The sequence below is a fragment of the Streptomyces sp. NPDC049837 genome (assembly GCF_040674455.1).
GTDB lineage: Bacteria > Actinomycetota > Actinomycetes > Streptomycetales > Streptomycetaceae > Streptomyces.
Genome location: NZ_JBFAMP010000003.1, coordinates 176,283 through 199,493 on the forward strand (window position 1 = coordinate 176,283; position 23,211 = coordinate 199,493).

Sequence of the window (23,211 nt, forward strand, 5' to 3'; positions counted from 1 at the left end):
GTTGTCGCTTCGGCCGCTCAAAGCCTTTCGCTACGGGTCGTAGCGTAACCCCGATCCCTCCCGCCGAGGACCCGGACCCCCGGGTGAACTGCCTCACATGTACGGGCCGGTAACACCGGGCGTACTCGCCGGTATGGTCGAGCGTCATGTGCAGCAGCTCCACCTCCCCCCGCAGCCGTACCGGCGGCCGCCCCCGCTCGGCGGCCGCCGACGCCGCGATACTGGAGGCGACCCGGGCGGCCCTGGTCGAGCTGGGCTGGTCCAAGCTGACGATGGGGGACGTCGCCGGCCGCGCCGGAGTCGCCAAGACGACCCTTTACCGGCGCTGGGCGAGCAAGAACGAACTCGTCGTGGACGCCGTCGCCGTCCTCTTCGACGAGCTCGAACTGCCCGACCGCGGCAGCCTCATGGCCGACATCGAAGGCGTGGTGCTCCAGTTCGCGGCCCTGCTGGAGCGGCCCGAGACCAAGACGGCGCTGATGGCCGTGATCGCCGAGTCCACCCGCGACGAGCCGCTGCGCGAACGCATCCGCACCTCCATCGTGGACCGGCAGAAACGACTCGTCCTGGCGGGCCGGCGGCGCGCCCAGGCCCGCGGAGAGCTTCCCGCGAACCCCGCGTCCACCACCGGCACCGACGACCTGATCTTCGACGTGATCGCGGGCGCCGTGGTCCACCGGGCACTGGTGAGCGCCGAACCCGTCGACGCGCAGTGGGTCCAGCGCTTCACCGCCCTGTTGCTGGGAGGCCTGGGAGCGGCGGCTCGGATCTGATGGCGGTCGGCCACCAACAGGTGCGGCCTGAAGCTCCCTACAGGGGCCGGTACATGACGTGCAGCCCGACGTACCCCTCCGTGGGGTGCTTGAACGCGTCCGGGACCGTGCCGACGATCCCGAAGCCGAGCCGCTCGTACAGCCGTACCGCGTGGACGTTGGTCTCCACGACCGCGTTGAACTGCATGCCCCGGAAGCCGGCCGCCCGCGCCCACTCCAGGCTGTACTCGACGAGGGCCCGGCCCACGCCCCGGCCGCCGTACGCCGGGTCGGTCATGTAGCTGGCGCTGGCGATGTGCGCGCCGTTGCCGGCCTGGTTGCGGTTCATCTTGGCCGTGCCGAGGACGGTGCCGCTCTCGTCGTCGACGGCGACGACCGTACGGTTCGGTGCGGCGAGCAGCCACCAGTCGCGGGCCTCCTCCTGCCCCAGGTCGAGCGGGTAGGTGAAGGTGTCACCGGCGGCGACGATCGTGTGGAAGAACGGCCAGATGGCGGGCCAGTCATCCGCGGTGGCTTCCCTGATGCTGATCTTCATCGGCCCAGCATGCCCTTTCTGGGCCTGGCGCGAGCCGCCGGGGCCCGCACGAACCGTTCGGGTGGCCCCTCCTCCGGGGGCAGCAGCCCGGCCCGTACGAGCGCGGCGCGGCCGGCCATCTCGCCCGCCTCCCGGAAGGCCCGCTCGGAGGAGTCGACCTCGTGGTACCGCCCGTGGGTGAGCAGGACGGCGGCAGTTGTGCCGCGCAGGCCCTCCTGGACGCCCTCCCAGAGGGCGTCCGCGTACTCGGGCGGCAGCAGCTTCGCCGGGACCAGATTGAGCAACTCGCTCTCCCCGTCCGGTCCCGGCGGCTCGAAGTCCGCGTCGAACAGCGCGAACGGCCCGCAGGCGCCCACGTACCAGTAGCGGACGGCCACGCCTGGGACCGGTACGGGAAGTGCTGCCATACGCCCAGCCTAGAAGCCCGGCGGCTCGGTGTACGTGCCCCACTCGTCGCGCAGGGCGTCGCAGATCTCGCCGAGCGTGGCCTCCGCCCGTACGGCGTCCAGCATCGGCTCGATCATGTTCGAGCCGTCCCGCGCGGCGGCCAGCATCCCGTCCAGCGCGGCCCGCACGCGGGCGTCGTCGCGGCGCGCCTTGCGCTCGCCGAGGACCCGGACCTGCTCCCACTCGACCTCGTGGCTGACCCGGAGGATCTCCAGGTCGCCGGTGACCGAGCCGTGGTGGCAGTTGACGCCGACGACCCGCTTGTCGCCCTTCTCCAGGGCCTGCTGGTAGCGGAAGGCGGACTCGGCGATCTCGCCGGTGAACCAGCCGTCCTCGATCCCGCGCAGGATGCCGGAGGTGACCGGCCCGATGGGGTGCTGCCCGTCGGGGTGGGCGCGCAGGCCCCGCTCCTTTATCCGGTCGAAGATCTTCTCGGCGTCGGCCTCGATGCGGTCGGTGAGCTGCTCGACGTACCAGGAACCGCCCAGCGGGTCGGCGACGTTGGCGACGCCGGTCTCCTCCATGAGCACCTGCTGGGTGCGCAGGGCGATCTCGGCGGCCTGCTCGCTGGGCAGGGCGAGGGTCTCGTCGAGGGCGTTGGTGTGCAGGGAGTTGGTCCCGCCGAGGACGGCCGCGAGGGCCTCGACGGCCGTGCGGACGACGTTGTTGTACGGCTGCTGGGCGGTGAGCGAGACGCCCGCGGTCTGGGTGTGGAACCGCAGCCACTGCGCCTTGTCCGTCTTCGCGCCGTACACCTCCTTCATCCAGCGCGCCCAGATGCGGCGGGCGGCGCGGAACTTGGCGATCTCCTCGAAGAAGTCGACGTGCGCGTCGAAGAAGAACGACAGGCCGGGCGCGAAGACGTCCACGTCCAGGCCGCGGCTCAGGCCCAGCTCGACGTACCCGAAGCCGTCGGCGAGCGTGTACGCCAGCTCCTGCGCGGCCGTCGCGCCGGCCTCGCGGATGTGGTAGCCGGAGACCGAGAGGGGCTTGTACGCCGGGATGTTGCGGGCGCAGTGCTCCATCAGGTCGCCGATGAGCCGGAGGTGGGGCTCGGGCTGGAAGAGCCACTCCTTCTGGGCGATGTACTCCTTGAAGATGTCCGTCTGGAGGGTGCCGTTGAGGACGCCCGGGTCGACGCCCTGCCGTTCGGCGGCGACGAGGTACATGCAGAAGACGGGCACGGCCGGACCGGAGATGGTCATGGACGTGGTGACGTCGCCGAGGGGGATGTCCTTGAAGAGGACCTCCATGTCGGCGGCGGAGTCGATGGCGACGCCGCAGTGGCCGACCTCGCCCAGCGAGCGCGGGTCGTCGGAGTCGCGGCCCATGAGGGTCGGCATGTCGAAGGCGACGGACAGGCCGCCACCGCCGTTGCCGAGGATCATCTTGTAGCGCTCGTTGGTCTGCTCGGCGTTGCCGAAGCCGGCGAACTGGCGGATGGTCCAGGTGCGGCCCCGGTAGCCCGTCGGGTACAGGCCACGGGTGAAGGGGTACTCACCGGGCCAGCCGATCCGCTCGAAGCCGTCGTAGGTGTCGCCGGGCCGGGGCCCGTAAACAGGCTCCACGGGGTCGCCGGAGAGCGTGGTGAAGTCGGCGTCGCGCTTGTGGGCGGCGTCGTAGCGGGCCTGCCAGCGTCGGCGGCCTTCCTCGATGGCGTCAGCGTCCATACCTTCGAATTTACTAGGACGTCCTAGTAAATGTCGATGGCCGACGGCCGTACGCGTGGCGTACGGCCGTGGGCGTCAGGCCTTGGCGACGGCCGGGGACGCGTCCGCGAGCAGCGGCTCCACGTCCTGGGCGACCTTGCGCTCGACGAAGAAGGCGGCGAAGGGGATCGTGCCGGAGAGCAGGACCCACAGGAGCTTGCCGAACTTCCACCGGGCCTTGGAGCCCAGGTCGAAGGCGAAGATCAGGTAGATGATGTAGAGGACGCCGTGGGCCTGGGAGACCATGAAGGTCACGTCCTCGCCCGTGTCGAACCCGTACTTGAACACCATGCACGTGCAGAGCACGAGCAGCATGACGGCGGTCACATAGGCCATGACCCGGTAGCGGGTCAGCACGCTCCTCTTCATGACGTCGAGCGTAACGTCACGTTCCGGGCGATCTTCGCGCGGGGACCCCCCGTCCGCGAGGGGGGGTCACTTCTCCTCGAAGTCCTGCGCCGCGATCCGCAGCGGCCGCAGCATCGCGAAGATCTCCGCGCACTCCTCGGCGTCGTACACGCCCAGGCCGAAGTCCATCGCCATCAGGTCCGCCGTCGCCGCCTCGACGACCTCGCGGCCCTTGTCGGTGATGGAGGCGAGGGTGCCGCGTCCGTCGTTGGGGTTGGGGCGCTTGGCCACCAGGCCGGACTTCACCAGGCGGTCGACCGTGTTGGTCACGGACGTGGGGTGGACCATCAGCCGCTCGCCGATCTTGGACATCGGCAGCTCGCCCTCCTTGGAGAAGGTGAGCAGCACCAGCGCCTCGTACCGGGCGAAGGTCAGCCCGTAGGGCTTGACCACCGCGTCGACCTCCGCGAGCAGGATCTGGTGCGCGCGCATGATCGAGGTGATGGCGGCCATGGAGGGGACGGGCCCCCAGCGACGCTGCCAGAGCTCGTCGGCACGGGCGATGGGGTCGAAGGGGAGACTGAGCGGTTTCGGCACGTCATCGACCTTACCGACTGGTCACATGCTGGTCAGCCCCGTCTCGCGGTTCGGTCCTCCGCCGTGACGGCGCGGTGTCGCAGCACGGCAGTCAGTGACCGTTATGTCACGATTGCCCGGTCTGTAGTCCGCAGCTCACAGCCATACGAGGGGGCTGGATGTCCGGCCACGGATCGTTCCGCGTACGCACCGCCCTGCTCCTGGCCGCCGCGCTGGCCGCCACCGCGCTGACCGCCGCCGGTTGCGCGCCCGGCGGCACGGGCGGCGCCCGGGGCGAGGAGGGCACCGCCCAGGAGCCCGTGGGCCGCAGCGCACCCGCCAACGGCTCGCCGTTCTGGGTCGACCCCGACAGCGCCGCCGCCCGCCAGGTCAAGGCGTACCAGGCCCAGGGCCGCACCGAGGACGCCAAGCTCCTGCGGCGGATCTCCGAGCGGCCCACCGCCCTGTGGCCCGCCTGGAACAGTCCCGTGGCCGACATCCGGCGGGCGGTGCGCGACGCGGCGCCGAAGAACAAGACGGTCGTCCTCGTCGCGTACAACATCCCGCACCGCGACTGCGGCCTGTACTCGGCGGGCGGCGCGGCGAGCCCGGAGGCGTACCGGGAGTGGATCGGCTCGTTCGCCGAGGCCATCGGGGACGCGCCCGCCATCGTCGTCCTGGAGCCGGACGCCGTGCCGCACGTGGTGGACGGCTGCACGCCCGCCCAGCACCACGAGGAGCGCTACCAACTGCTCTCCGAGGCGGTTGACCGGCTCAAGCGGCAGCCGCACACCAAGGTGTACCTGGACGCGGGCAACCCGGCGTGGATCAAGGACCCGGGCAAACTGGTGGAGCCGCTGCGGCGGGCCGGCGTGGGCAGGGCGGACGGCTTCGCGCTGAACGTGTCGAACTTCCAGACCACGCCGACGGTCACCGCCTTCGGCACGGAGCTGTCCGGGCTCCTGGACGGCACCCACTTCGTCGTCGACACCAGCCGCAACGGCGCGGGACCGCTCCAGGGCGACGGCGAGGAGGCCTGGTGCAACCCGCCGGGGCGGGCGCTGGGCACGCCGCCGACCGAGAACACGGGCGACGAGCGGGTGGACGCCTACCTGTGGGTCAAGCGTCCGGGCGAGTCGGACGGCACGTGCCGGGGCGGACCGGCGGCCGGGACCTGGTGGCCGGAGTACGCGCTGGGCCTGGCGAGCCGGGCGAAGGGCTGACCCGTCCCCGCTCAGTCCACCTGGACCCACTTGGCGACCGACGGCCGGCCGTCCTTGTCGACCACGAACAGCATGTACCAGCCGGGCGGGACCAGCGTCTTGTCCAGCGGCGCCTGGACGGTGACCGAGTCCGCGCCCTTGGTCAGGCCCAGCCCGATGGAGCGCTGCTCCACGTCCGTCGTGTGCGTCACCGCGCTGGGCCGTATCAGGCGCGCCTTGGTGATGCGGGCGGCGTCCTTGGTGCGGAAGGTGGCCCGGCCGTTCTGGTCGAGCTCCTGCGGGCCCTCGCCCAGCACCGGCCGCGCCTCGGCGCCGCCGCCATGCAGGTAGGGCGGGGTGAAGATCTCCACGCGCTGCTCGAAGGTGCCCAGCTTGGTGTTGTCCTTGTCGCTGAACAGCGGGTCGGAGCCGAACGTCGCCACCCGCCCGTCGGGCAGCAGCAGCGCCTCCGAGTGGTAGTTGCGGCCGACGGTCGGTTCGGCGGCCTCGCGGAAGGAGTCGGTCTTCGGCTCGTAGAACTGCGCCTTGAGGATGTCGCTGGAGCTGCGGCCCCGGTACTTCTCGGACCCGCCGGTCGTGAAGACGGTGTCGTCCGGGAGGAGCACGCTGCTCAGGTAGCGGGTGCCCTGCGGCAGGGAGGGGCCGTTGCGGAAGGCGGGTTTGGCGGCCTTGAGGTCGATGAGCGCCGTGCGGGCGGTGGACAGCTCGGACTCGCCGACCCCGCCGCCGCCGAGCACCATCAGCTTCTGGTCCTGGGCGGGCGGCAGCAGCAGCGAGGCGGAGGTTTCGAGCTGGTCGGGGTCGGTGATGCCCCTGATCTCCTGGAAGGTGTTCTTCTTCAGGTCCCACAGGCCGGGTACGCGGCCCTTCTCGGCGGGCCCGTAGCCGGCGTTGGAGCCGGTGTAGAAGAGTTTGCCGCCCTGGGTGAGGAAGAGCGCCGGGTAGGTGGGGAAGTAGCGGAAGGGGCCCTTGGACCACTTCTTCGTCTTCGGGTCGTAGATCTCGTTGTCGCCGGGGACGACGTCACCGACGTCGTTGAGGCCTGAGACGGCGAGCACCCTGCCGTCCTGGAGGGTCACCAGGGTGGGGTACCAGCGGGCGTCCTTCATGGGGGCGACGGGGACGTACTTCTCGGCCTTGGGGTCGAACTCGTACGCCGCCTTGATGCCCTGGAAGTCCTGCTTCTCGGTGGTGAGTTTCTGGGCGATGCCGTAGACGTTGTTCGCGTCCTTGCCCTTGAGGCCCAGGACCTTGTACTGGGCGGCCTCGGTGGTCAGGGCCTTGGGGCCCTCCTTGCGCGCCTCGACGAAGACCCGCGCCTCGGCGGCGGTGACCTTGGTCTCCCAGGGTTTCATCTGGCCGCTGGTGAAGTACGAGATCTTGAACTCGCGCTTGGCCTTGGGGACCGTCACGTCGAACTTCGACACGTACTCGACGCCCGTCGGGGAGCGGAACACGGTGCCCTTCTTGAGGGTGATGGCCTTGTCCGGGCTCTCGTTCTTGACGCGCATGCCGCCGCCCGCGCGCTTCACCTCGCCGTCGAGGACCTCGTAGCGGGCCGTGCCGCCGGCCACCAGGAGGCGCCCGTCGGGCAGTTGGCTGTGACCGGCGCAGAAGAAGTCCTCGGGGGTCGGGATCTTCTTGAAGGTGTTCTTGACCGGGTCCCACAGGATGGTGTCGAAGGTGCCCGCGTCGAACTTCTTCTGGTTGTTCCCGGAGCCGGCGATGAGGAGCACCTTGCCGGTGTGGAGCAGGGCGGCGTGGATGGCGTTGAGCCGGTACTGGTCGGGCACGTCGAGCTGTTGCCAGGAGCCGTACTTGGCCTTGTACCCGGGCTGGGAGATCTTGTACGCGTGGTACTTCGCCTCGGCGAAGGAGAGCGCGGCCGGTGCGTTGAGGCCCGCGAGCAGGACCACCGCTCCACCGCCCAGCAGGGTCTTCTTGAGCTTCTTCGACGGCCGGTAGGCCATGGTTCAGTTCCCTCCTGTCGTCGTGGCGAACGCGGGCTCGGGCTCGTCGCCGGTCTTCGGTTTCGCCTTCGGCTTCGCCTGGGCGGCCGGCTTCGGTTCGAGGGCGCGGAGGCGGACGTGGGCCCGGCGTTCCCGGTACAGGCCCCAGCTCCAGACGCCGACCGGGGCGAGCGCGATGACGAGGGCGAGCACCGCCCAGGTGCGCATGGCCGCGTGCGTGTGGTCGAGGACGACGGAGGCGACGAGGGAGGCGACCAGGACGGCGGCCCAGTACAGGTGGATGCGGAAGGTGGCCGGCCGGTCGCAGCTCGCCTCGCCGCCCTTGGGGGTGACGACGAAACGGCCCCGGGTGCGCAGCACGGCCGAGGCGAGGGACTTGAGGTAGATGGGCGCGCAGAGTGCGGACATCGCCATGCCGGCCAGTCCGCCGGACCCTTCCGGTTCGTGGGGCGAGACGTTGTGGCGGCGGTTCCACAGGTAGAGCCCGATCTGGAGGGCGGCGGCGTCGCTGTAGAGCATCAGCCAGACGGAGGAGGACACCTGGGTGCCGGAGGCGCCGAGCCAGAGGAACAGGACGCAGGACAGGATGCCGAGGAACCAGTTGACGGCCGTCATCGGGTAGTAGACGAGCATCAGGGTGTAGTTGAGCAGCCGGCCCGGCGGCAGTTGGAAGAACGCCTTCCAGTACTGCTTGAAGAGGGTCTCGTACGTGCCGCGCGACCAGCGGAGCTGCTGGGTGAAGAAGTCGGTCCAGGAGGCGGGCCCCTCCCCCACCGCCAGCACGTCCGGGGTGTAGACGGACCGCCACAGGTGTCCGGTCCGGGGGTTCTTGGTGCGGTGCAGCTCGAAACCGGTCGCCATGTCCTCGGTGATCGAGTCGTACAGGCCGCCGATCTGCTTGATGGCGGCGACGCGTACGACGTTGTTGGTGCCCACGAACATGGGCGCGTGGTAGCGGTTGCCGGCGCGCTGGATGAGGGCGTGGAAGAGGAACTGCTGGGATTCGGCGGCCTTGGTGACGGGCGAGGTGTAGTTGCCGTACACCTGGGGGCCGACGACGAAGGCCACGTCGGGGTCGCGGAAGAAGCCGAGGGTCCGTTCCAGGAAGTTGGGCAGCGGTATGTGGTCGGTGTCGACGGAGGCGAAGAAGTCGTAGTCGTCGCCGTGCATGGCGATCCACGCGTTGTAGTTGCCGTGCTTCGTCCTGGCCTTGTGCACGCCCTTGGGGCGGTTCCAGGCGGGGACGCCGGCGCGGGTGAAGTGGCGTACGCCCAGCTCCCTGCACAGGGCCTTGGCCTGCTCGTCGTCGCCCTCGTCGAGCAGCCACACGTCGAGGCGCCCGTCGTGCGTGATGCGGACGGCCCCTTCGAGGGTGGCGCGGACCATGGAGAGCGGCTCTTTGCCCGGTACGTAGGTGGTGAGGAACGCGACGCGGGTGCCTTTGCGGGGGACGACGGGTATCGGGTCGCGGGCGACCATCGTGGCGTGGGCGATGGAGACGACGTTGACGAGCATGAACAGGCAGATGAGCCCGATGGACACGAGCATCACGGTGTCGAACCTGACGAGCCACCGGTCGCCGCCCTCCCGGGTCGTCCAGTGGGAGGGCCACACGAGGTAGACGAGCAGCACCGCCGAGAGCAGCGGTGCGAGGGTCATCAGCAGGACTGCCCGTATTCGGTGCGGCTCCTGGGAGAGCAGGCTGCGGTACCGGACCTGGTACGCCGCCCGGTCCGGTTCCGTGAGGGGACCGGCGAGTCGGCTGTAGGTGTCGTAGTCGTAGCCCTCGGGCCGCACGGTGCCTCCAGCTCTCGGAGCGGGTCGCTATATCCCCACGAAAGGGGAGATCTGGCGACGTGTCGACTGGAGGCGTCCGAGCGGGCGTTTCTCGCGGCCGGGAGGTTTGAGCCCGCTTTCCGGCGCGCGGTGCACCGGAATGGCGGAACCCCGGCCCGCACGCGGGCCGGGGTTCTCAGGGGTGAGCGTCAGGCGGACAGGTGGCGCTCCACCGTCTCGACCTTGGCGGTCAGCGCGTCCGTGACGCCGGGCCGGATGTCGGCCTTCAGGACGAGCGAGACGCGCGGCGCACGCGCCTCGACCACGGCCACGGCGCGCCTGACGACGTCCATGACCTCCTCCCACTCGCCCTCGACGGACGTGAACATCGCGTCGGTGCGGTTCGGCAGGCCCGACTCGCGGACCACGCGCACCGCGTCGGCGACGTACTCGCCGACCTCCTCGCCGACGCCGAGCGGGGTGACGGAGAACGCGACGATCATGCGTTCACCTTGCCCTCGCGGCGGGCGCGGGAGGCGATGACGGCGTCGTCGGCGGCGCGCCTGAGCTTGCGGTCGGCGAAGAAGCCGCCGAAGGGCAGCACGGACAGCACGAAGTACAGGGCGGCCGTCTTCAGCTCCCACTTGGTGCGGTTCCAGGCGTCCAGCCAGAAGAGCACGTACAGGATGAAGAGCACGCCGTGGATCGCGCCCATGACCGGCACCGCGTTGAACTCCGTCGTGCGCTTCAGCACCGAGCAGACGAGCAGCAGGATGAACGACACGGCCTCCGGGCCGGAGACCAGTCGGAGGCGGTGGAGGGAGGCGGCGGTCTTGATGTCCACGAGGAAGCACCTTCAGCGTCGGTCGGGGGTCGACTGTCACCTGCGCCCCGATCTTGTGAATGGATGCACAAGCGACCCGTCCATTGTGACAGGCGGCCTCGCGCGCCCTTTATCAGGGTCCGGATCCTCCTCAGGGCTGTATCCGCACCCCTGGCCGCCGGTTACCGTCGTGGCGTGGCAACGTTCCGACTCCAAGGCAGCAAAGTGCTCGCCGTCGACATGACAGGCGACGCCGTCAAAGCGAAGAACGGCTCGATGGTCGCCTATGACGGCCAGATGGCCTTCAAGAAGATGTCCGGCGGCGGTGAGGGCCTCCGCGGGATGGTCACCCGCCGCCTCACCGGCGAGCAGATGGAGATGATGGAGGTGAAGGGGCAGGGCACCTGCTACTTCGCCGACCGCGCCTCCGAGATCAACCTGGTCTCGCTGCACGGCGACAAGCTGTACGTCGAGTCCAGCAACCTGCTGTGCGCCGACGCCTCCCTGCGCACCGGCACCAGCTTCACCGGGCTGCGCGGCGGGGCGACCGGGACCGGCCTGTTCACCACCACCGTGGAGGGCTCCGGCCAGGCCGCGATCATGTCGGACGGCCCGGCCGTGGTGCTGCGCGTCACGCCGCAGTACCCGCTGTCGGTCGACCCCGGCGCCTACATCGCCCACCAGGGCAACCTCCAGCAGAACTTCCAGTCCGGTGTGACCTTCCGCACACTGATGGGCGAGGGTGGCGGCGAGGCGTTCCAGATCCGCTTCGAGGGCGACGGTCTCGTGTACGTACAGCCCAGCGAGCGCAACACGGTCGGAGGGGACGTCTGATGCCGTTCCGCGAGGTCAATTCGAAGATGGTCGAGGCGACCGTCTCCCCCGGACAGAAGATGTTCAGCCAGCGTGGCGCGATGCTGGCCTACCGGGGTGACGTCACTTTCACGCCGAACATGGCGGGCGGCCAGGGCGGCGTCATGTCGATGATCGGCCGCCGCGTGGCCGACGAGGCGGCCCCGCTCATGACCGTCGAGGGCAGCGGCACCGTCATGTTCGGGCACGGCGGCCACCACATCCAGGTCATCCAGCTCTCCGGCGACACCCTGTACGTCGAGGCCGACCGCCTGCTCGCCTTCGACGGCACGCTCCAGCAGGGCACGATGTTCATGGGCTCCCAGGGCGGCGTCATGGGCATGGTGCGCGGCCAGGTGACCGGCCAGGGCCTGTTCACCACCACCCTCAAGGGCCACGGCGCGGTCGCGGTGATGGCCCACGGCGGGGTCATCGAACTGCCCATCACCCCGAACCGCCCCGTGCACGTCGACCCGCAGGCCTACGTCGCCCACCACGGCGACGTACGCAACAAGCTCTCCACCGCGCTCGGCTGGCGCGACATGGTGGGGCGCGGCTCCGGCGAGGCGTTCCAGTTGGAGCTGAGCGGCAGCGGTGCGGTGTACGTCCAGGCGTCGGAGGAGAAGCTGTGAGCACGCCCGTCATTCACGATCCGTCGACCCTGCCGAGCGACGACAACGTCAATCCGTACACCTTCTGCGTGGAGCTGAAGGGCTCCCAGTGGTTCCTCCAGAAGGGCAAGATGATCGCCTACTACGGGCGGATCGACTTCAACGGCATCGGCCACGGCCGCCTGGACCGCCTGGTCCGTACGAGCTTCCACTCGCCCCTCCACGCGAGCGACTGGGTGGTGGCGGAGGGCAGCGGCAAGATGCTGCTCGCGGACCGCGCCTTCGACGTCAACTCCTTCGACCTGGACGACGGCAACCTCACCATCCGGGCCGGCAACCTCCTCGCCTACCAGCCGAGCCTCGCCCTGAAGCAGTCGATCGTGCCGGGCTTCCTCACCCTGATCGGCACCGGCAAGTTCGTCGCCGCGTCGAACGGCCCGGTGGTCTTCATGGAGCCGCCGCTCCGCGTCGACCCGCAGGCGCTGGTCGGCTGGGCGGACTGCCCCTCCCCCTGCCACCACTACGACCACGGCTACATGACGGGCGTGATGGGCGGGCTGCGCGCGCTGACCGGCCTGGGCGGCGCGTCGGGCGAGGAGCACCAGTTCGAGTTCGCGGGGGCCGGCACGGTGCTGCTCCAGTCCACGGAGGTACTGATGCCGGAGCAGGCGACGGGTGCGGTGCCGCACGAGCAGGGAGTGCCGGGGGCCGGATCCGGCCAAGGTCACCACGGCTCGACACCGCGCCTTCCCGGACAGCTAGGGGACCTCCAGCGTCGCTTCGGGCTGTGAGCGGTAGTCTGCGGAGTGTGACGCCCTCGAACGTCTGCACCCAGGTGGACGCGAGGACGGGGGGCCGGAGTGCCCGGCGTCACAACTTCGTCCAGAATTCAACTTCTTAGGTAGAATCCCTATATGGAGACCGAGACGGCCACGAACTGGCTGACCGATGCCGAGCAGTGCGCCTGGCGCACCTATCTGGACGTCAACAGGCTGCTGACGTACCAACTGGAGAAGGACCTCCAGCCGTTCGGCCTGACCAACAACGACTACGAGATCCTGGTCAACCTCTCGGAGGCGCCTGACCGACGCCTCCGCATGAGCGACCTGGCCGCCGCGACGCTCCAGTCCAAGAGCCGGCTCTCCCACCAGATCACCCGTATGGAGAACGCGGGCCTGGTACGACGGGAGAACTGCGAGTCCGACCGGCGCGGGCTGTACGCGGTGCTGACCGAGCAGGGCATGGAAACCATGCAGAAGGTCGCGCCGCACCACGTCGACTCCGTGCGCAGGCACTTCATCGACCAGCTCAGCCCCGAGGCCCTGGAGGAACTGCGCCAGTCGCTGAAACCCATCGCCGAACAGCTCCGGGGTCTGCGCGGCAAACCGTAGCGGCTCACCCACCCGGCAGACGCAGCACGAACAGCGCACCGCCCAACGGCGCCCGCCCGACCGTCAACGTGCCCCCATGACGGACCGCCACATCACGGGCGATGGCCAGCCCCAGCCCCGCACCGCCCTCGTCGCGACTGCGGGCGTCGTCGAGGCGTACGAACCGTTCGAAGATCCGCTCCCGCTCGGGCTCCGGCACGCCGGCCCCGTCGTCCGCGACGGTGAGCACGACGTGCCGGCCCTCGCGGCGCACCGTCACGGCCACGGCCGCCTCCGCGTGCCGCTGGGCGTTGTCCAGCAGGTTGCCCAGCACCCGGGCGAGCTGCCCGCGCGACCCGTCGACCTCGGCCTGCTCCGCCTCGACGCGCACCGGCACCCGGTCGCCCACCCGCTGGGCGACCTCCTCCCGCACCAGGGCCGCCAGGTCGACCCGCCCCTGACCGGGCCGCTCCCCCGCGTCCAGCCGGGCGAGCAGCAACAGGTCGGCGGCGAGCTGCTGGAGCCGTACGGTGTCGGCGACCGCCCCGGGAAGGTCCAGCAGCTCGGGGTGGGCCGCCGCGACCTCCAACTGGGTGCGGAGGCTCGCGATGGGGCTGCGCAGCTCGTGCGACGCGTCCGCGACGAACCTCCGCTGCCGCTCCACGCTCGCCTCCAGCGCGGCCAGCGTCTCGTTCGTCGTCCGCGCCAGCCGGGCCACCTCGTCGCGCGTCGCCGGCTCCGGCACGCGCCGGGTCAGGTCCTCGGACGCCGTGATCGCGGCCATCTCCCGCCGGATGCCCTCGACGGGCCTGAGCGCGCGCCGGGTCACCAGCCAGGTCACGCCCCCGACGACGAGCAGCAGCAACGGCAGCGCGGCCAGCATCGCGTCCCGCACCCCGGCCACGGTCGCCGCCTCGGTCGCGAGCGGAGCCCCCGCGTACACGGTGACCTCACCCTGCGGGCCGGACGCCTTGACCGCGGCGAACCGGTACGCGGCGGTGTCACCGTCCACGGTGACGTCACCGGTCGAGTACGCGGCCTCCTCGCCGACCTCGCCGGTCTCCGCCTCTCCTCCCCCCGCGACCACCTTGGTCCCAGGACTCCCGGTTCCCCCAATGGCCTCGATGTCCTCTCCGATCGCGACGACCCGCCCCTCCTCGTCGACCACCTGCACCGGGTGCTCCTCGGTGTCGTCGGGCAGGTCGAGCTTGCCGAAGGGCGTCCCGCCCGCGATCTGCGAGGCCACGGAACGGGCCGACACCTCCGCCTCCAGCTCCGCCTGGTCCACGAGGTTGCCCCGCAGCACCCCCAGCAGAGCGACCCCGGCCACCACCAGAGCCAGCGCGACCACCAGCGTCGCCCCCAGCGCGGTACGGGCGCGTACGGAACTCACCGCTCCTCCAGCCGGTACCCGGCGCCACGCACCGTCGTGATGACCCCGGGCCCCAGCTTCCGCCTCAGCGCGCTCACGTACACCTCGACGATGTTCGGGTCGCCCTCGTACGCGAAGTCCCAGACGTGCTCCAGGATCTCCGCCTTCGACACCACCTCACCCGCCCGGGTGGCCAACTGCTCCAGCACGGCGAACTCCTTGGCGGTCAGCGCGACCTCGGCGTCCCCCATCCGCACGCGCCGGCTCGCCGTATCGACACTCAGCTCTCCGGCCTTCAGCACCGGCGACGGACTCCCGCCGCGCCGCCGCAGCAGGGCCTTCACCCGGGCCACCAGCACCACGTACGAGAACGGCTTGGTCAGGTAGTCATCGGCACCCGTGTCGAGCCCCTCCGCCTCGTCGTACTCCCCGTCCTTGGCGGTGAGCATCAGGATGGGCACGTCGTTCCCGGCCGCCCGCAGCGCCGCGCACACGCGGTACCCGTTCATGCCGGGCAGCATGATGTCCAGCACGACCAGGTCATACGCCCCGGCCCCCGCCTGGTGCAGCCCTTCCAGCCCGTCGTGGACGACATCCACGGCGAACCCTTCGGCCCGTAGCCCGGCGGCGAGCGACAGGGCGAGCCGCTTCTCGTCCTCCACGATCAACAGACGCATGCGTTCAGGGTCCCAAACGCAGCCTGAAGAAGCCTTCAGCCACCTTCAGGCTGCGTTCAGCACCCCACCGGCAGTGTGGTTGCCGTACCGAGAAGGCACCGACATTCGGAGGCATCCATGAAGCGCAACCTCATCATCGCCACGGTCACCGCGGCGGCCCTGCTGACGGGCGGCACGGCAGCCGCGTTCGCCTCCTCCACCGAGGAAGCCCCGACGAAGGTCCACCACGCCGCGACCCAGGTCGACGACGACCGCGACGACGCGTCCGACGCCGAGGAGGCCCAGCGCGCCGTCCAGGGCACCAAGGTGACGGCAGACGAAGCCCTCAAGGCGGTCGCGAACCACGGCACGGTGGTGTCCCTGGACCTGGACGACGACGACAACGGCGGCACCAAGACGTGGGACGTCGAACTCGTCACCAAGGACGGCAAGGCCCAGGACTGGACCGTCGACGCGCAGACGGCCAAGGCGACCCAGGACAAGGACGACTCGGACGACTCGGACGACTGACGTCCCGCACCCGGACGACGGCCGGGCGGGGCCGTGCAGGGTCGCCCCCGCAGAGGTTGGCGGCGAAGCGTGGGCTCCCCAGCGCCCGTAACCCAAGGCCGCCGGCCTCGAGGAGGCGAGCCCGGAGGGGCCCCGCCCCCCACCCACCGGGGGCGGCCGCCGGAAGGGCACCGCCCGCGTGGGCACCGAGAACAGGCACCGCCCCAGTCCGTTGTGCCCACCCGTCCCGCCCTGCGGGACGAATGCCCACAACGGAAACGGCGAGAGCGCCCACCGGGCCGCACCCCGGCGCAAGCCCACAACGGAGCGGACAGCGCACCCCCAAACGGGCCGCACCCGGGCGAAGGCCCCGGCCACGCACCCGCCCACCGGCAGGAGCCCACGGCGGCCCGCCGACGGGCCGCACCCCACCGGCAGGAGCCCTGCGGCCCGCCGGGCCGCACCCTGGCGCGAGCCCGCAGCGGAGAGGGCGAGACGCCTACCGGCCCGTCAGGCCCGCCACCAGTTCGTCCGCCGCCGCGTACGGGTCCGTCTCGCCCGCGACGATGCGCTCGGCGAGGGCGTCCAGGCGCCGGTCGCCGTGGAGGTCGCCGATCCGTTCGCGGAGGGCCGTGACCGCGATGGTCTCGACCTCGTGGGCCGCCCGCGCGCGGCGGCGTTCCGTGAGGACGCCCCGTTCCTCCATCCACGCCCGGTGCTTCTCCAGCGCCTCGACGACCTCGTCGACGCCCTCGCCCCGCGCGGCCACCGTCTTGACGATGGGCGGCCGCCAGTCGCCGGGCCCCCGCGACTCGCCGAGCCCCAGCATGTGGTTCAGCTCCCGAGCGGTCGCGTCCGCCCCGTCCCGGTCGGCCTTGTTGACGACGTACACGTCACCGATCTCCAGGATGCCCGCCTTCGCGGCCTGGATGCCGTCCCCCATGCCCGGGGCCAGCAGCACCACCGACGTATCGGCCTGGGAGGCGATCTCGACCTCCGACTGGCCGACACCGACCGTCTCCACCAGCACCACGTCGCACCCGGCCGCGTCCAGGACGCGGATGGCCTGGGGGGCGGCCCACGCCAGCCCGCCCAGATGCCCCCGGGTCGCCATCGAGCGGATGTAGACGCCCGGGTCGGACGCGTGCTCGGACATCCGCACCCGGTCGCCGAGCAGCGCGCCGCCGCTGAACGGCGAGGACGGGTCCACGGCGAGCACGCCGACCCGCTTCCCGGCCTTCCGGTACGCGGTGACCAGCGCCGACGTCGAGGTCGACTTGCCGACACCGGGCGAGCCGGTCAGGCCCACCACGTACGCACCGCCGGTCAGCGGTGCCAGCGCCGCCATCACCTCACGGAGCTGCGGGGACGCCCCCTCCACGAGCGAGATCAGCCGGGCCACGGCCCGCGGCCGGCCCTCCCGTGCCTGGGCGACCAGTGTGGGGACGTCCACCTTCACGTACGTAGCTCCTTACTCGCAGCGCGGATCAAGCGCGGATTACTTGCCGTTGCCCGGAACGCGGACGATCAGCGCGTCGCCCTGACCACCGCCGCCGCACAGCGCCGCCGCGCCGACCCCGCCGCCGCGCCGCTTGAGCTCCAGCGCCAGGTGGAGGACGAGACGGGCGCCGGACATGCCGATCGGGTGCCCGAGGGCGATGGCGCCGCCGTTGACGTTCACCTTTTCCGGCGATACTCCCAGGTCCTTCATTGACTGCACGGCAACGGCGGCGAACGCCTCGTTGATCTCGATCAGATCAAGATCGGCGACCTCCAGCCCCTCCTTCTTCAGGGCGTGCGCGATCGCGTTCGACGGCTGCGACTGGAGCGAGTTGTCCGGCCCGGCCACGTTCCCGTGGGCGCCGATCTCGGCGATCCAGTCCAGGCCGAGCTCCTCGGCCTTGGCCTTGCTCATCACCACCACGGCCGCCGCACCGTCCGAGATCTGCGACGAGGACCCGGCCGTGATCGTGCCGTCCTTCGCGAAGGCGGGACGCAGCTTGCCCAGCGACTCCACCGTGGTCTCCGCGCGAATGCCCTCGTCCTTGCTGAAGACGACGGGCTCGCCCTTGCGCTGCGGGATCTCGACGGGCGTGATCTCGGCCTCGAAGATGCCGTTCTTCTGCGCGGCGGCGGCCCGCTGGTGGGACAGCGCGGCGATCTCGTCCTGCGCCTCGCGGGCGATGCCGAGGCGCGTGTTGTGCTTCTCCGTGGACTCGCCCATGGCGATGTTCTCGAAGGAGTCGGTGAGACCGTCGTACGCCATGGCGTCGATCATCTCGATCGCGCCGTACTTGTAGCCCTCGCGGGACTTGGGCAGCAGGTGCGGCGCGTTGGTCATGGACTCCTGGCCGCCGGCGACGACGATGTCGAACTCGCCGGCGCGGATGAGCTGGTCCGCGAGCGCGATGGCGTCGAGACCCGACAAACACACCTTGTTGATGGTGAGCGCGGGCACGTTCATGGGGATGCCGGCCTTGACCGCGGCCTGCCGCGCCGGGATCTGCCCTGCCCCGGCCTGAAGCACCTGTCCCATGATCACGTACTGCACCTGGTCGCCGCCGATCCCGGCCCGGTCGAGGGCGGCCTTGATGGCGAAGCCGCCGAGGTCGGCGCCGGAGAAGGTCTTGAGCGAGCCCAGCAGGCGGCCCATGGGCGTGCGTGCGCCCGCGACGATGACTGAGGTGGTACCGGTCGTTCCAGACATGAGGCACGGCCCCTTGGATGTGGAGAGTGAACGAGGGTTTACCGCCAATGTACTGAGCGGTACGTGTCCTGGTCACCGGGCAGCGAGTGTGATGGCGCGCACGTTGCGTAACCACCTCCGCCGCGCTGCACTGGTCCCATGCTGACGCGAATCGACCACATCGGGATCGCCTGTTTCGACCTCGACAAGACCGTTGAGTTCTACCGTGCCACGTACGGCTTCGAGGTGTTCCACAGCGAGGTCAATGAGGAGCAAGGGGTCCGTGAGGCCATGCTCAAGATCAACGAGACCTCCGACGGCGGCGCCTCCTACCTCCAGCTCCTGGAACCCACCCGCGAGGACTCCACCGTCGCGAAGTGGCTGGCCAAGAACGGCGAGGGGGTCCACCACATCGCCTTCGGCACCGCGGACGTGGACGGCGACGCCGCGGCGATCAGTGAAAAGGGTGTGCGGGTTCTGTACGACGAGCCGCGCATCGGCTCCATGGGGTCCCGTATCACGTTCCTGCACCCCAAGGACTGCCACGGCGTCCTCACGGAACTGGTGACCTCGGCCGAACCCTCCTCCGGGTCGTCCTCAGTGGAGCACTGACCTCCGGATTCCTGGCCCGGTAGAGTGGGCGGCTCCGGGCCGGGGCCGGATCGGGGCCGTGCCGCGACTCCGTCTGTGATCTGACACCATTCCCCGGGGGGCCGTTCGCCGGCGAACGGTGCTCGTACAAAGAGAGTTGCGACCAGGGGACGGATGGGACCGCGCAGTGCGGGGCTACGAACGCCAGGAGAGCCACCGGGCTGACGACCACCTTTCGCGGTTCGAAGCCGAGATGGACCGGCTGAAGACCGAGCGGGAGAAGGCCGTCCAGCACGCCGAGGACCTCGGTTACCAGGTCGAGGTGTTGCGCGCCAAGCTCCATGAGGCGCGCCGCACGATCGCGTCGCGGCCGGCGTACGACAACGCGGACATCGGCTACCAGGCCGAACAGTTGCTGCGGAACGCGCAGATCCAGGCCGACCAGCTCCGCTCGGACGCCGAGCGCGAGCTGCGCGAGGCACGGGCCCAGACGCAGCGGATACTGCAGGAGCACGCCGAGCACCAGGCCCGCCTCCAGGCGGAGTTGCACGCCGAGGCGGTGCAGCGGCGGCAGCGGCTGGACCAGGAGCTGTCCGAGCGCCGCCAGACGGTCGAGGCCCACGTCAACGAGAACGTGGCCTGGGCGGAGCAGCTCCGCGCCCGGACGGAGGCGCAGGCCCGCCGTCTGATGGAGGAGTCCCGCGCGGAGGCCGAGCAGGCCCTGGCGGCGGCCCGCGCGGAGGCGACCCGGCTCGCCGAGGAGGCTCGCCGGCGCCTCAGCGCGGAGACCGAGACCGCCCGCGCGGAGGCCGAGGCGATCCTGCTGCGCGCCCGCAAGGACGCCGAGCGGCTGCTGAACGCCGCGTCCACGCAGGCGGCGGAGGCCACCAGCCACGCCGAGCAGCTCCGTACCGCGACGACCGCCGAGTCGGACCAGGCGCGCCAGCAGGCGGCCGAGCTGAGCCGGGCGGCCGAGCAGCGGATGGCCGAGGCGGAGGAGCGGCTGCGCGAGGCCCGCGCGGAGGCCGACAAGGTCGTCGCGGAGGCCCGCGACGCGGCGGCCAAGCGGCTGTCGACCGCCGAGTCGGAGACGGAGCAGCGCACCCGTACGGCCAAGGCGGAGATCGCCCGGCTGGTCGGGGAGGCCACCAAGGAGTCCGAGGCCCTCAAGGCTGAGGCCGAGCAGGCCCTCGCGGACGCCCGCGCGGCGGCGGAGCAACTGATCGCCGAGGCCACGGAGAAGGCCCGCACGGCGGCGGCCGAGGATTCGGCGGCGCAGCTCGCCAAGGCGGCCCGTACCGCCGAGGAGGTCCTGTCCAAGGCGTCGGACGACGCGCAGGAGACCACCCGCAAGGCGTCGGAGGAGGCCGAGCGGATCCGCCGCGAGGCGGAGGCCGAGGCGGACCGGCTGCGGGCCGAGGCACACGACACGGCCGAGCAGCTCAAGGGCGCCGCGAAGGACGACACCAAGGAGTACCGCGCCAAGACGGTCGAGCTCCAGGAGGAGGCGCGCCGGCTGCGCGGCGAGGCCGAGCAGTTGCGGGCCGACGCGATCGCCGAGGGCGAGCGCATCCGGGGCGAGGCGCGGCGCGAGGCGGTCCAGCAGATCGAGGAGGCGGCGAAGACCGCCGAGGAGCTGCTGACCAAGGCCAAGGCGGACGCGGACGAGCTGCGTACGGCCGCGACGGCCGACAGCGAGCGCGTCCGTACGGAGGCGATCGACCGGGCGACGGCCCTGCGCAAGCAGGCCGAGGAGACGCTGGAGCGCACCCGCGAGGAGGCCGAGCGGCTCCGTACGGAGGCCGAGGAGCAGGCCGAGTCGGTGAAGGCCGCGGCCGAGCAGGCCGCCGCCGCGCTGCGCGAGGAGACCGAGCGGGGCATCGCGGCCCGCCAGGCGGAGGCCGCCGAGGAGCTGACCCGGCTGCACACGGAGGCGGAGACCCGCCTCACGGCCGCCGAGCAGGCGCTGGCCGACGCGCGGGCGGAGGGCGAGCGGATCCGCCGCGAGGCCGCCGAGGAGACCGAGCGGCAGCGTGCCGAGGCCGCCGAGCGCATCCGTACGCTCCAGTCGCAGGCCGAGCAGGAGGCGGAGCGGCTGCGCACGGAGGCGGCCTCGGACGCGTCCACCACGCGCGCGGAGGCCGAGAACGCCGCGGTACGGCTGGGTGCCGAAGCCGCCGCGGAGGCCGAGCGGCTCAAGTCGGAGGCGCAGGAGTCGGCCGACCGGGTGCGGGCGGAGGCGCAGGCGGCCGCCGAGCGGGTCACGGCGGAGGCCGCCGAGGAGCTGGCCGCCGCGCGTACGGAGGCGGAGCGCCGGCGCCGCGAGGCGGAGGAGACGCTGGGCGCCGCGCGCACCGAGGCGGACCAGGAGCGGGAGCGGGCGCGCGAGCAGAGCGAGGAGCTGCTGGCGTCGGCGCGCAAGCGCGTCGAGGAGGCGCAGACCGAGGCGCAGCGGCTGGTCGAGGAGGCGGACCGGCGGGCGACCGAGATGGTGTCGGCCGCCGAGCAGACGGCGCAGCAGGTGCGGGACGCGGTCGCGGGGCTGCACGAGCAGGCCGAGGAGGAGATCGCCGGGCTGCGGTCGGCGGCCGAGCACGCGGCGGAGCGGACGCGCGCGGAGGCGCTGGAGGAGGCGGACCGGGTCCGTTCCGACGCGTACGCGGAGCGGGAGCGGGCCGCGGAGGACGCGGGCCGGCTGCGGGAGCGGGCTCAGGAGGAGTCGGAGGCCGCCAAGGCGCTCGCGGAGCGCACGATGGCGGACGCGATCGCGGAGTCGGAGAAGCTGAGGTCCGACACGGCCGAGTACGCGCAGCGGATGCGCACGGAGGCGTCGGACTCGCTGGCCTCGGCGGAGCAGGACGCGGCACGCACGCGTGCGGAGGCGCGGGAGGACGCCAACCGCATCCGGTCGGAGGCGGCGGCGCAGGCGGACCGGCTGGTCGGCGAGGCGACGAGCGAGGCCGAGCGGATGGCGGCCGAGGCGGCCGAGCTGCTGGCCACGGCGGAGCGGGACGCGGCGCGGCTGCGTACCGAGGCCGAGCAGGCCAAGGCGGACGGCGAGGCCCAGGCCGAGGCGCTGCGGGCGGCCGCCCGGGCGGACGGCGAGCAGGTCCTGGACGAGGCGCGGCAGGCCGCCGACAAGCGGCGCGCGGACGCGGCGGCGCAGGCGGACCAGTTGGTCGGCGAGGCGACGAGCGAGGCCGAGCGGATCGGCGCGGAGACGGCCGAGCGGGTCGAGCGGCTGGTCGCGGAGGCGACGGCGGAGGCGGAGCGGCTTCGTTCGGAGGCCGCGGCGGAGGCCGAGCGGCTGGTGGCCGAGGCGACCGGCGAGGCGGAGCGGCTGCGGGCCGAGGCCGCCGAGACGGTGGGCTCCGCGCAGCAGGCGGCCGAGCGGATCCGCGCGGAGGCGGAGCGGCTTCGTACGGAGACGGCGGCGGCGGCCGAGCAGGTGCGCGCCGAGGCGCGGGCCGAGGCGGACCGGCTGGTCGACGAGGCGCGCGAGGCGGCGGCCAAGCGGCGGGCGGACGCGGCCGAGCAGGCCGACCAGTTGGTCGCGAAGGCGCAGGAGGAGGCGCTGCGGGCGACCGCGGAGGCGGAGTCGCAGGCCGACACGATGGTGGGCGCGGCCCGCAAGGAGGCCGAGCGGATCGTCGCCGAGGCGACCGTCGAGGGCAATTCGCTGGTGGAGAAGGCCCGTACGGACGCCGACGAGCTGCTGGTCGGGGCGCGTGGTGACGCGACGGCCATAAGGGAGCGTACGGAGGAGCTGCGCCGGCGTACCGAGACGGAGATCGAGGAGCTGCACGAGCGGGCCCGCCGGGAGAGCGCCGAGCAGATGAAGGCGGCCGGCGAGCGGGTCGACAAGCTGGTGAAGGCCGCGACCGAGCAGCGCGCCGAGGCGGAGGCGAAGGCGAAGGAGCTGCTCGCCGAGGCGAATTCAGAGGCGAGCAAGGTCCGGATCTCGGCGGTGAAGAAGGCCGAGGGACTGCTCAAGGAGGCCGAGCAGAAGAAGGCCACGCTCACCCGCGAGGCGGAGAAGATCAAGGCGGACGCGGAGCGCGAGGCCGAGAAGATGATCTCCGAGGGCAAGCGGGAGCTGGAGGTGCTGGTGCGCCGCCGCGAGGACATTCAGGCGGAAATCTCCCGGGTTCAGGACGTGCTGGAGGCGCTGGAATCTTTCGAGGCGCCGTCAGGGGGTACCAAGGAGGGCGGAGTCAAGGCGACCGCGGCGGCAGGTGTTACCCGTTCGAGCGGCAAGTCAACCGACGAGTAAGCCACTCAAAAGGCTGGACATTCTCCAGTTTGAACGGGCATCCGCTCGAAGACACGCCGCATCGACCCCTAGGATTCCCCCTAACACCTCACCGGTCTCATTCGACAGGA

22 protein-coding genes are annotated in these 23,211 nt (G+C 71.4%); 9 read left to right on the forward strand and 13 right to left on the reverse strand.

From position 1 onward, the window contains the following. Nucleotides 1–146 precede the first annotated feature (146 nt). Nucleotides 147–773, forward strand: a complete 627-nt coding sequence (locus tag AB0J57_RS08705) for a TetR/AcrR family transcriptional regulator (protein ID WP_366127308.1) — start codon at nt 147–149, stop codon at nt 771–773. A gap of 37 nt (nt 774–810) precedes the next feature. On the opposite strand, the gene AB0J57_RS08710 is transcribed toward AB0J57_RS08705, so the two are convergent. The 5 genes from AB0J57_RS08710 to AB0J57_RS08730 all read right to left on the reverse strand — a co-directional run bounded on the left by AB0J57_RS08710 (nt 811) and on the right by AB0J57_RS08730 (nt 4,409). Next, entirely contained in the window at nt 811–1,302 is a 492-nt protein-coding gene (locus AB0J57_RS08710) for a GNAT family N-acetyltransferase (protein WP_366127817.1), read from the reverse strand. Nucleotides 1,303–1,304: 2 nt separating this feature from the next. Beyond that, a complete protein-coding gene (locus AB0J57_RS08715; RefSeq protein WP_366127309.1) occupies nt 1,305–1,715 on the reverse strand; it encodes a hypothetical protein in 411 nt (136 codons plus the stop codon). 9 nt (nt 1,716–1,724) lie between these two features. Further along, on the reverse strand, nt 1,725–3,425 hold the full coding sequence (locus AB0J57_RS08720; RefSeq protein WP_366127310.1) for a methylmalonyl-CoA mutase family protein: 1,701 nt from the start codon (nt 3,423–3,425) through the stop codon (nt 1,725–1,727). Nucleotides 3,426–3,500: 75 nt separating this feature from the next. Then, nucleotides 3,501–3,833, reverse strand: a complete 333-nt coding sequence (locus tag AB0J57_RS08725; protein WP_366127311.1) for a DUF3817 domain-containing protein — start codon at nt 3,831–3,833, stop codon at nt 3,501–3,503. A gap of 66 nt (nt 3,834–3,899) precedes the next feature. Next, nucleotides 3,900–4,409: a MarR family transcriptional regulator gene (locus AB0J57_RS08730; protein ID WP_366127312.1), complete on the reverse strand. Its 510-nt coding sequence runs from the start codon at nt 4,407–4,409 to the stop codon at nt 3,900–3,902. 158 nt (nt 4,410–4,567) lie between these two features. Here AB0J57_RS08730 and AB0J57_RS08735 point away from each other — a divergent pair, with 158 nt between their 5' ends. Further along, nucleotides 4,568–5,611, forward strand: coding sequence for a glycoside hydrolase family 6 protein (locus AB0J57_RS08735; protein ID WP_366127313.1), 1,044 nt, complete (start codon nt 4,568–4,570; stop codon nt 5,609–5,611). Nucleotides 5,612–5,622: 11 nt separating this feature from the next. Here the strand turns inward: AB0J57_RS08735 and AB0J57_RS08740 are convergent, their stop codons facing one another. The 4 genes from AB0J57_RS08740 to AB0J57_RS08755 all read right to left on the reverse strand — a co-directional run bounded on the left by AB0J57_RS08740 (nt 5,623) and on the right by AB0J57_RS08755 (nt 10,201). Continuing rightward, nucleotides 5,623–7,581, reverse strand: coding sequence for a kelch motif-containing protein (locus AB0J57_RS08740; protein ID WP_366127314.1), 1,959 nt, complete (start codon nt 7,579–7,581; stop codon nt 5,623–5,625). 3 nt (nt 7,582–7,584) lie between these two features. Then, nucleotides 7,585–9,378: a cellulose synthase catalytic subunit gene (locus tag AB0J57_RS08745; protein WP_366127315.1), complete on the reverse strand. Its 1,794-nt coding sequence runs from the start codon at nt 9,376–9,378 to the stop codon at nt 7,585–7,587. A 188-nt stretch (nt 9,379–9,566) separates the two neighbouring features. After that, the gene (locus AB0J57_RS08750) at nt 9,567–9,860 is read right to left on the reverse strand and encodes an MTH1187 family thiamine-binding protein (RefSeq protein WP_366127316.1); all 294 of its coding nucleotides are present in this window, start codon (nt 9,858–9,860) and stop codon (nt 9,567–9,569) included. After that, the gene (locus AB0J57_RS08755) at nt 9,857–10,201 is read right to left on the reverse strand and encodes a DUF3817 domain-containing protein (protein ID WP_366127317.1); all 345 of its coding nucleotides are present in this window, start codon (nt 10,199–10,201) and stop codon (nt 9,857–9,859) included. Before AB0J57_RS08755 ends, AB0J57_RS08750 begins: the two co-directional genes overlap by 4 nt. A gap of 174 nt (nt 10,202–10,375) precedes the next feature. Here AB0J57_RS08755 and AB0J57_RS08760 point away from each other — a divergent pair, with 174 nt between their 5' ends. From AB0J57_RS08760 to AB0J57_RS08775, 4 genes are all read left to right on the forward strand, one after another. Then, on the forward strand, nt 10,376–11,014 hold the full coding sequence (locus AB0J57_RS08760) for an AIM24 family protein (protein ID WP_366127318.1): 639 nt from the start codon (nt 10,376–10,378) through the stop codon (nt 11,012–11,014). Beyond that, a complete protein-coding gene (locus tag AB0J57_RS08765; RefSeq protein WP_366127319.1) occupies nt 11,014–11,664 on the forward strand; it encodes an AIM24 family protein in 651 nt (216 codons plus the stop codon). The genes AB0J57_RS08760 and AB0J57_RS08765 overlap by 1 nt, the downstream gene beginning before the upstream one ends. Next, nucleotides 11,661–12,434, forward strand: a complete 774-nt coding sequence (locus AB0J57_RS08770) for an AIM24 family protein (RefSeq protein WP_366127320.1) — start codon at nt 11,661–11,663, stop codon at nt 12,432–12,434. The genes AB0J57_RS08765 and AB0J57_RS08770 overlap by 4 nt, the downstream gene beginning before the upstream one ends. Before the next feature lie 123 nt (nt 12,435–12,557). Beyond that, nucleotides 12,558–13,034, forward strand: coding sequence for a MarR family transcriptional regulator (locus tag AB0J57_RS08775; protein ID WP_366127321.1), 477 nt, complete (start codon nt 12,558–12,560; stop codon nt 13,032–13,034). Between the two features lie 4 nt (nt 13,035–13,038). On the opposite strand, the gene AB0J57_RS08780 is transcribed toward AB0J57_RS08775, so the two are convergent. Together AB0J57_RS08780 and AB0J57_RS08785 are read right to left on the reverse strand one after the other, a co-directional pair. Next, on the reverse strand, nt 13,039–14,406 hold the full coding sequence (locus AB0J57_RS08780) for a HAMP domain-containing sensor histidine kinase (protein ID WP_366127322.1): 1,368 nt from the start codon (nt 14,404–14,406) through the stop codon (nt 13,039–13,041). Beyond that, nucleotides 14,403–15,062 (reverse strand): response regulator transcription factor, encoded by a 660-nt coding sequence (locus AB0J57_RS08785; RefSeq protein ID WP_366127323.1) that lies wholly within the window; start codon nt 15,060–15,062, stop codon nt 14,403–14,405. Before AB0J57_RS08785 ends, AB0J57_RS08780 begins: the two co-directional genes overlap by 4 nt. 117 nt (nt 15,063–15,179) lie before the next feature. Here AB0J57_RS08785 and AB0J57_RS08790 point away from each other — a divergent pair, with 117 nt between their 5' ends. Next, nucleotides 15,180–15,572: a PepSY domain-containing protein gene (locus tag AB0J57_RS08790; RefSeq protein WP_366127324.1), complete on the forward strand. Its 393-nt coding sequence runs from the start codon at nt 15,180–15,182 to the stop codon at nt 15,570–15,572. A gap of 478 nt (nt 15,573–16,050) precedes the next feature. On the opposite strand, the gene meaB is transcribed toward AB0J57_RS08790, so the two are convergent. Together meaB and AB0J57_RS08800 are read right to left on the reverse strand one after the other, a co-directional pair. After that, nucleotides 16,051–17,010 carry a methylmalonyl Co-A mutase-associated GTPase MeaB gene (gene meaB, locus AB0J57_RS08795; protein WP_366127325.1) on the reverse strand — a complete coding sequence of 320 codons (960 nt, stop codon included), beginning with the start codon at nt 17,008–17,010 and terminating at the stop codon, nt 16,051–16,053. 39 nt (nt 17,011–17,049) lie between these two features. Beyond that, nucleotides 17,050–18,258 (reverse strand): acetyl-CoA C-acetyltransferase, encoded by a 1,209-nt coding sequence (locus AB0J57_RS08800; protein WP_366127326.1) that lies wholly within the window; start codon nt 18,256–18,258, stop codon nt 17,050–17,052. 138 nt (nt 18,259–18,396) lie between these two features. Between AB0J57_RS08800 and mce the strand changes: the two genes are divergently transcribed. After that, a complete protein-coding gene (gene mce / locus AB0J57_RS08805) occupies nt 18,397–18,849 on the forward strand; it encodes a methylmalonyl-CoA epimerase (protein WP_366127327.1) in 453 nt (150 codons plus the stop codon). Between the two features lie 166 nt (nt 18,850–19,015). Beyond that, a complete protein-coding gene (scy, locus tag AB0J57_RS08810) occupies nt 19,016–23,101 on the forward strand; it encodes a polarized growth protein Scy (protein ID WP_366127328.1) in 4,086 nt (1,361 codons plus the stop codon). The last annotated feature ends 110 nt before the right edge of the window (nt 23,102–23,211 follow it).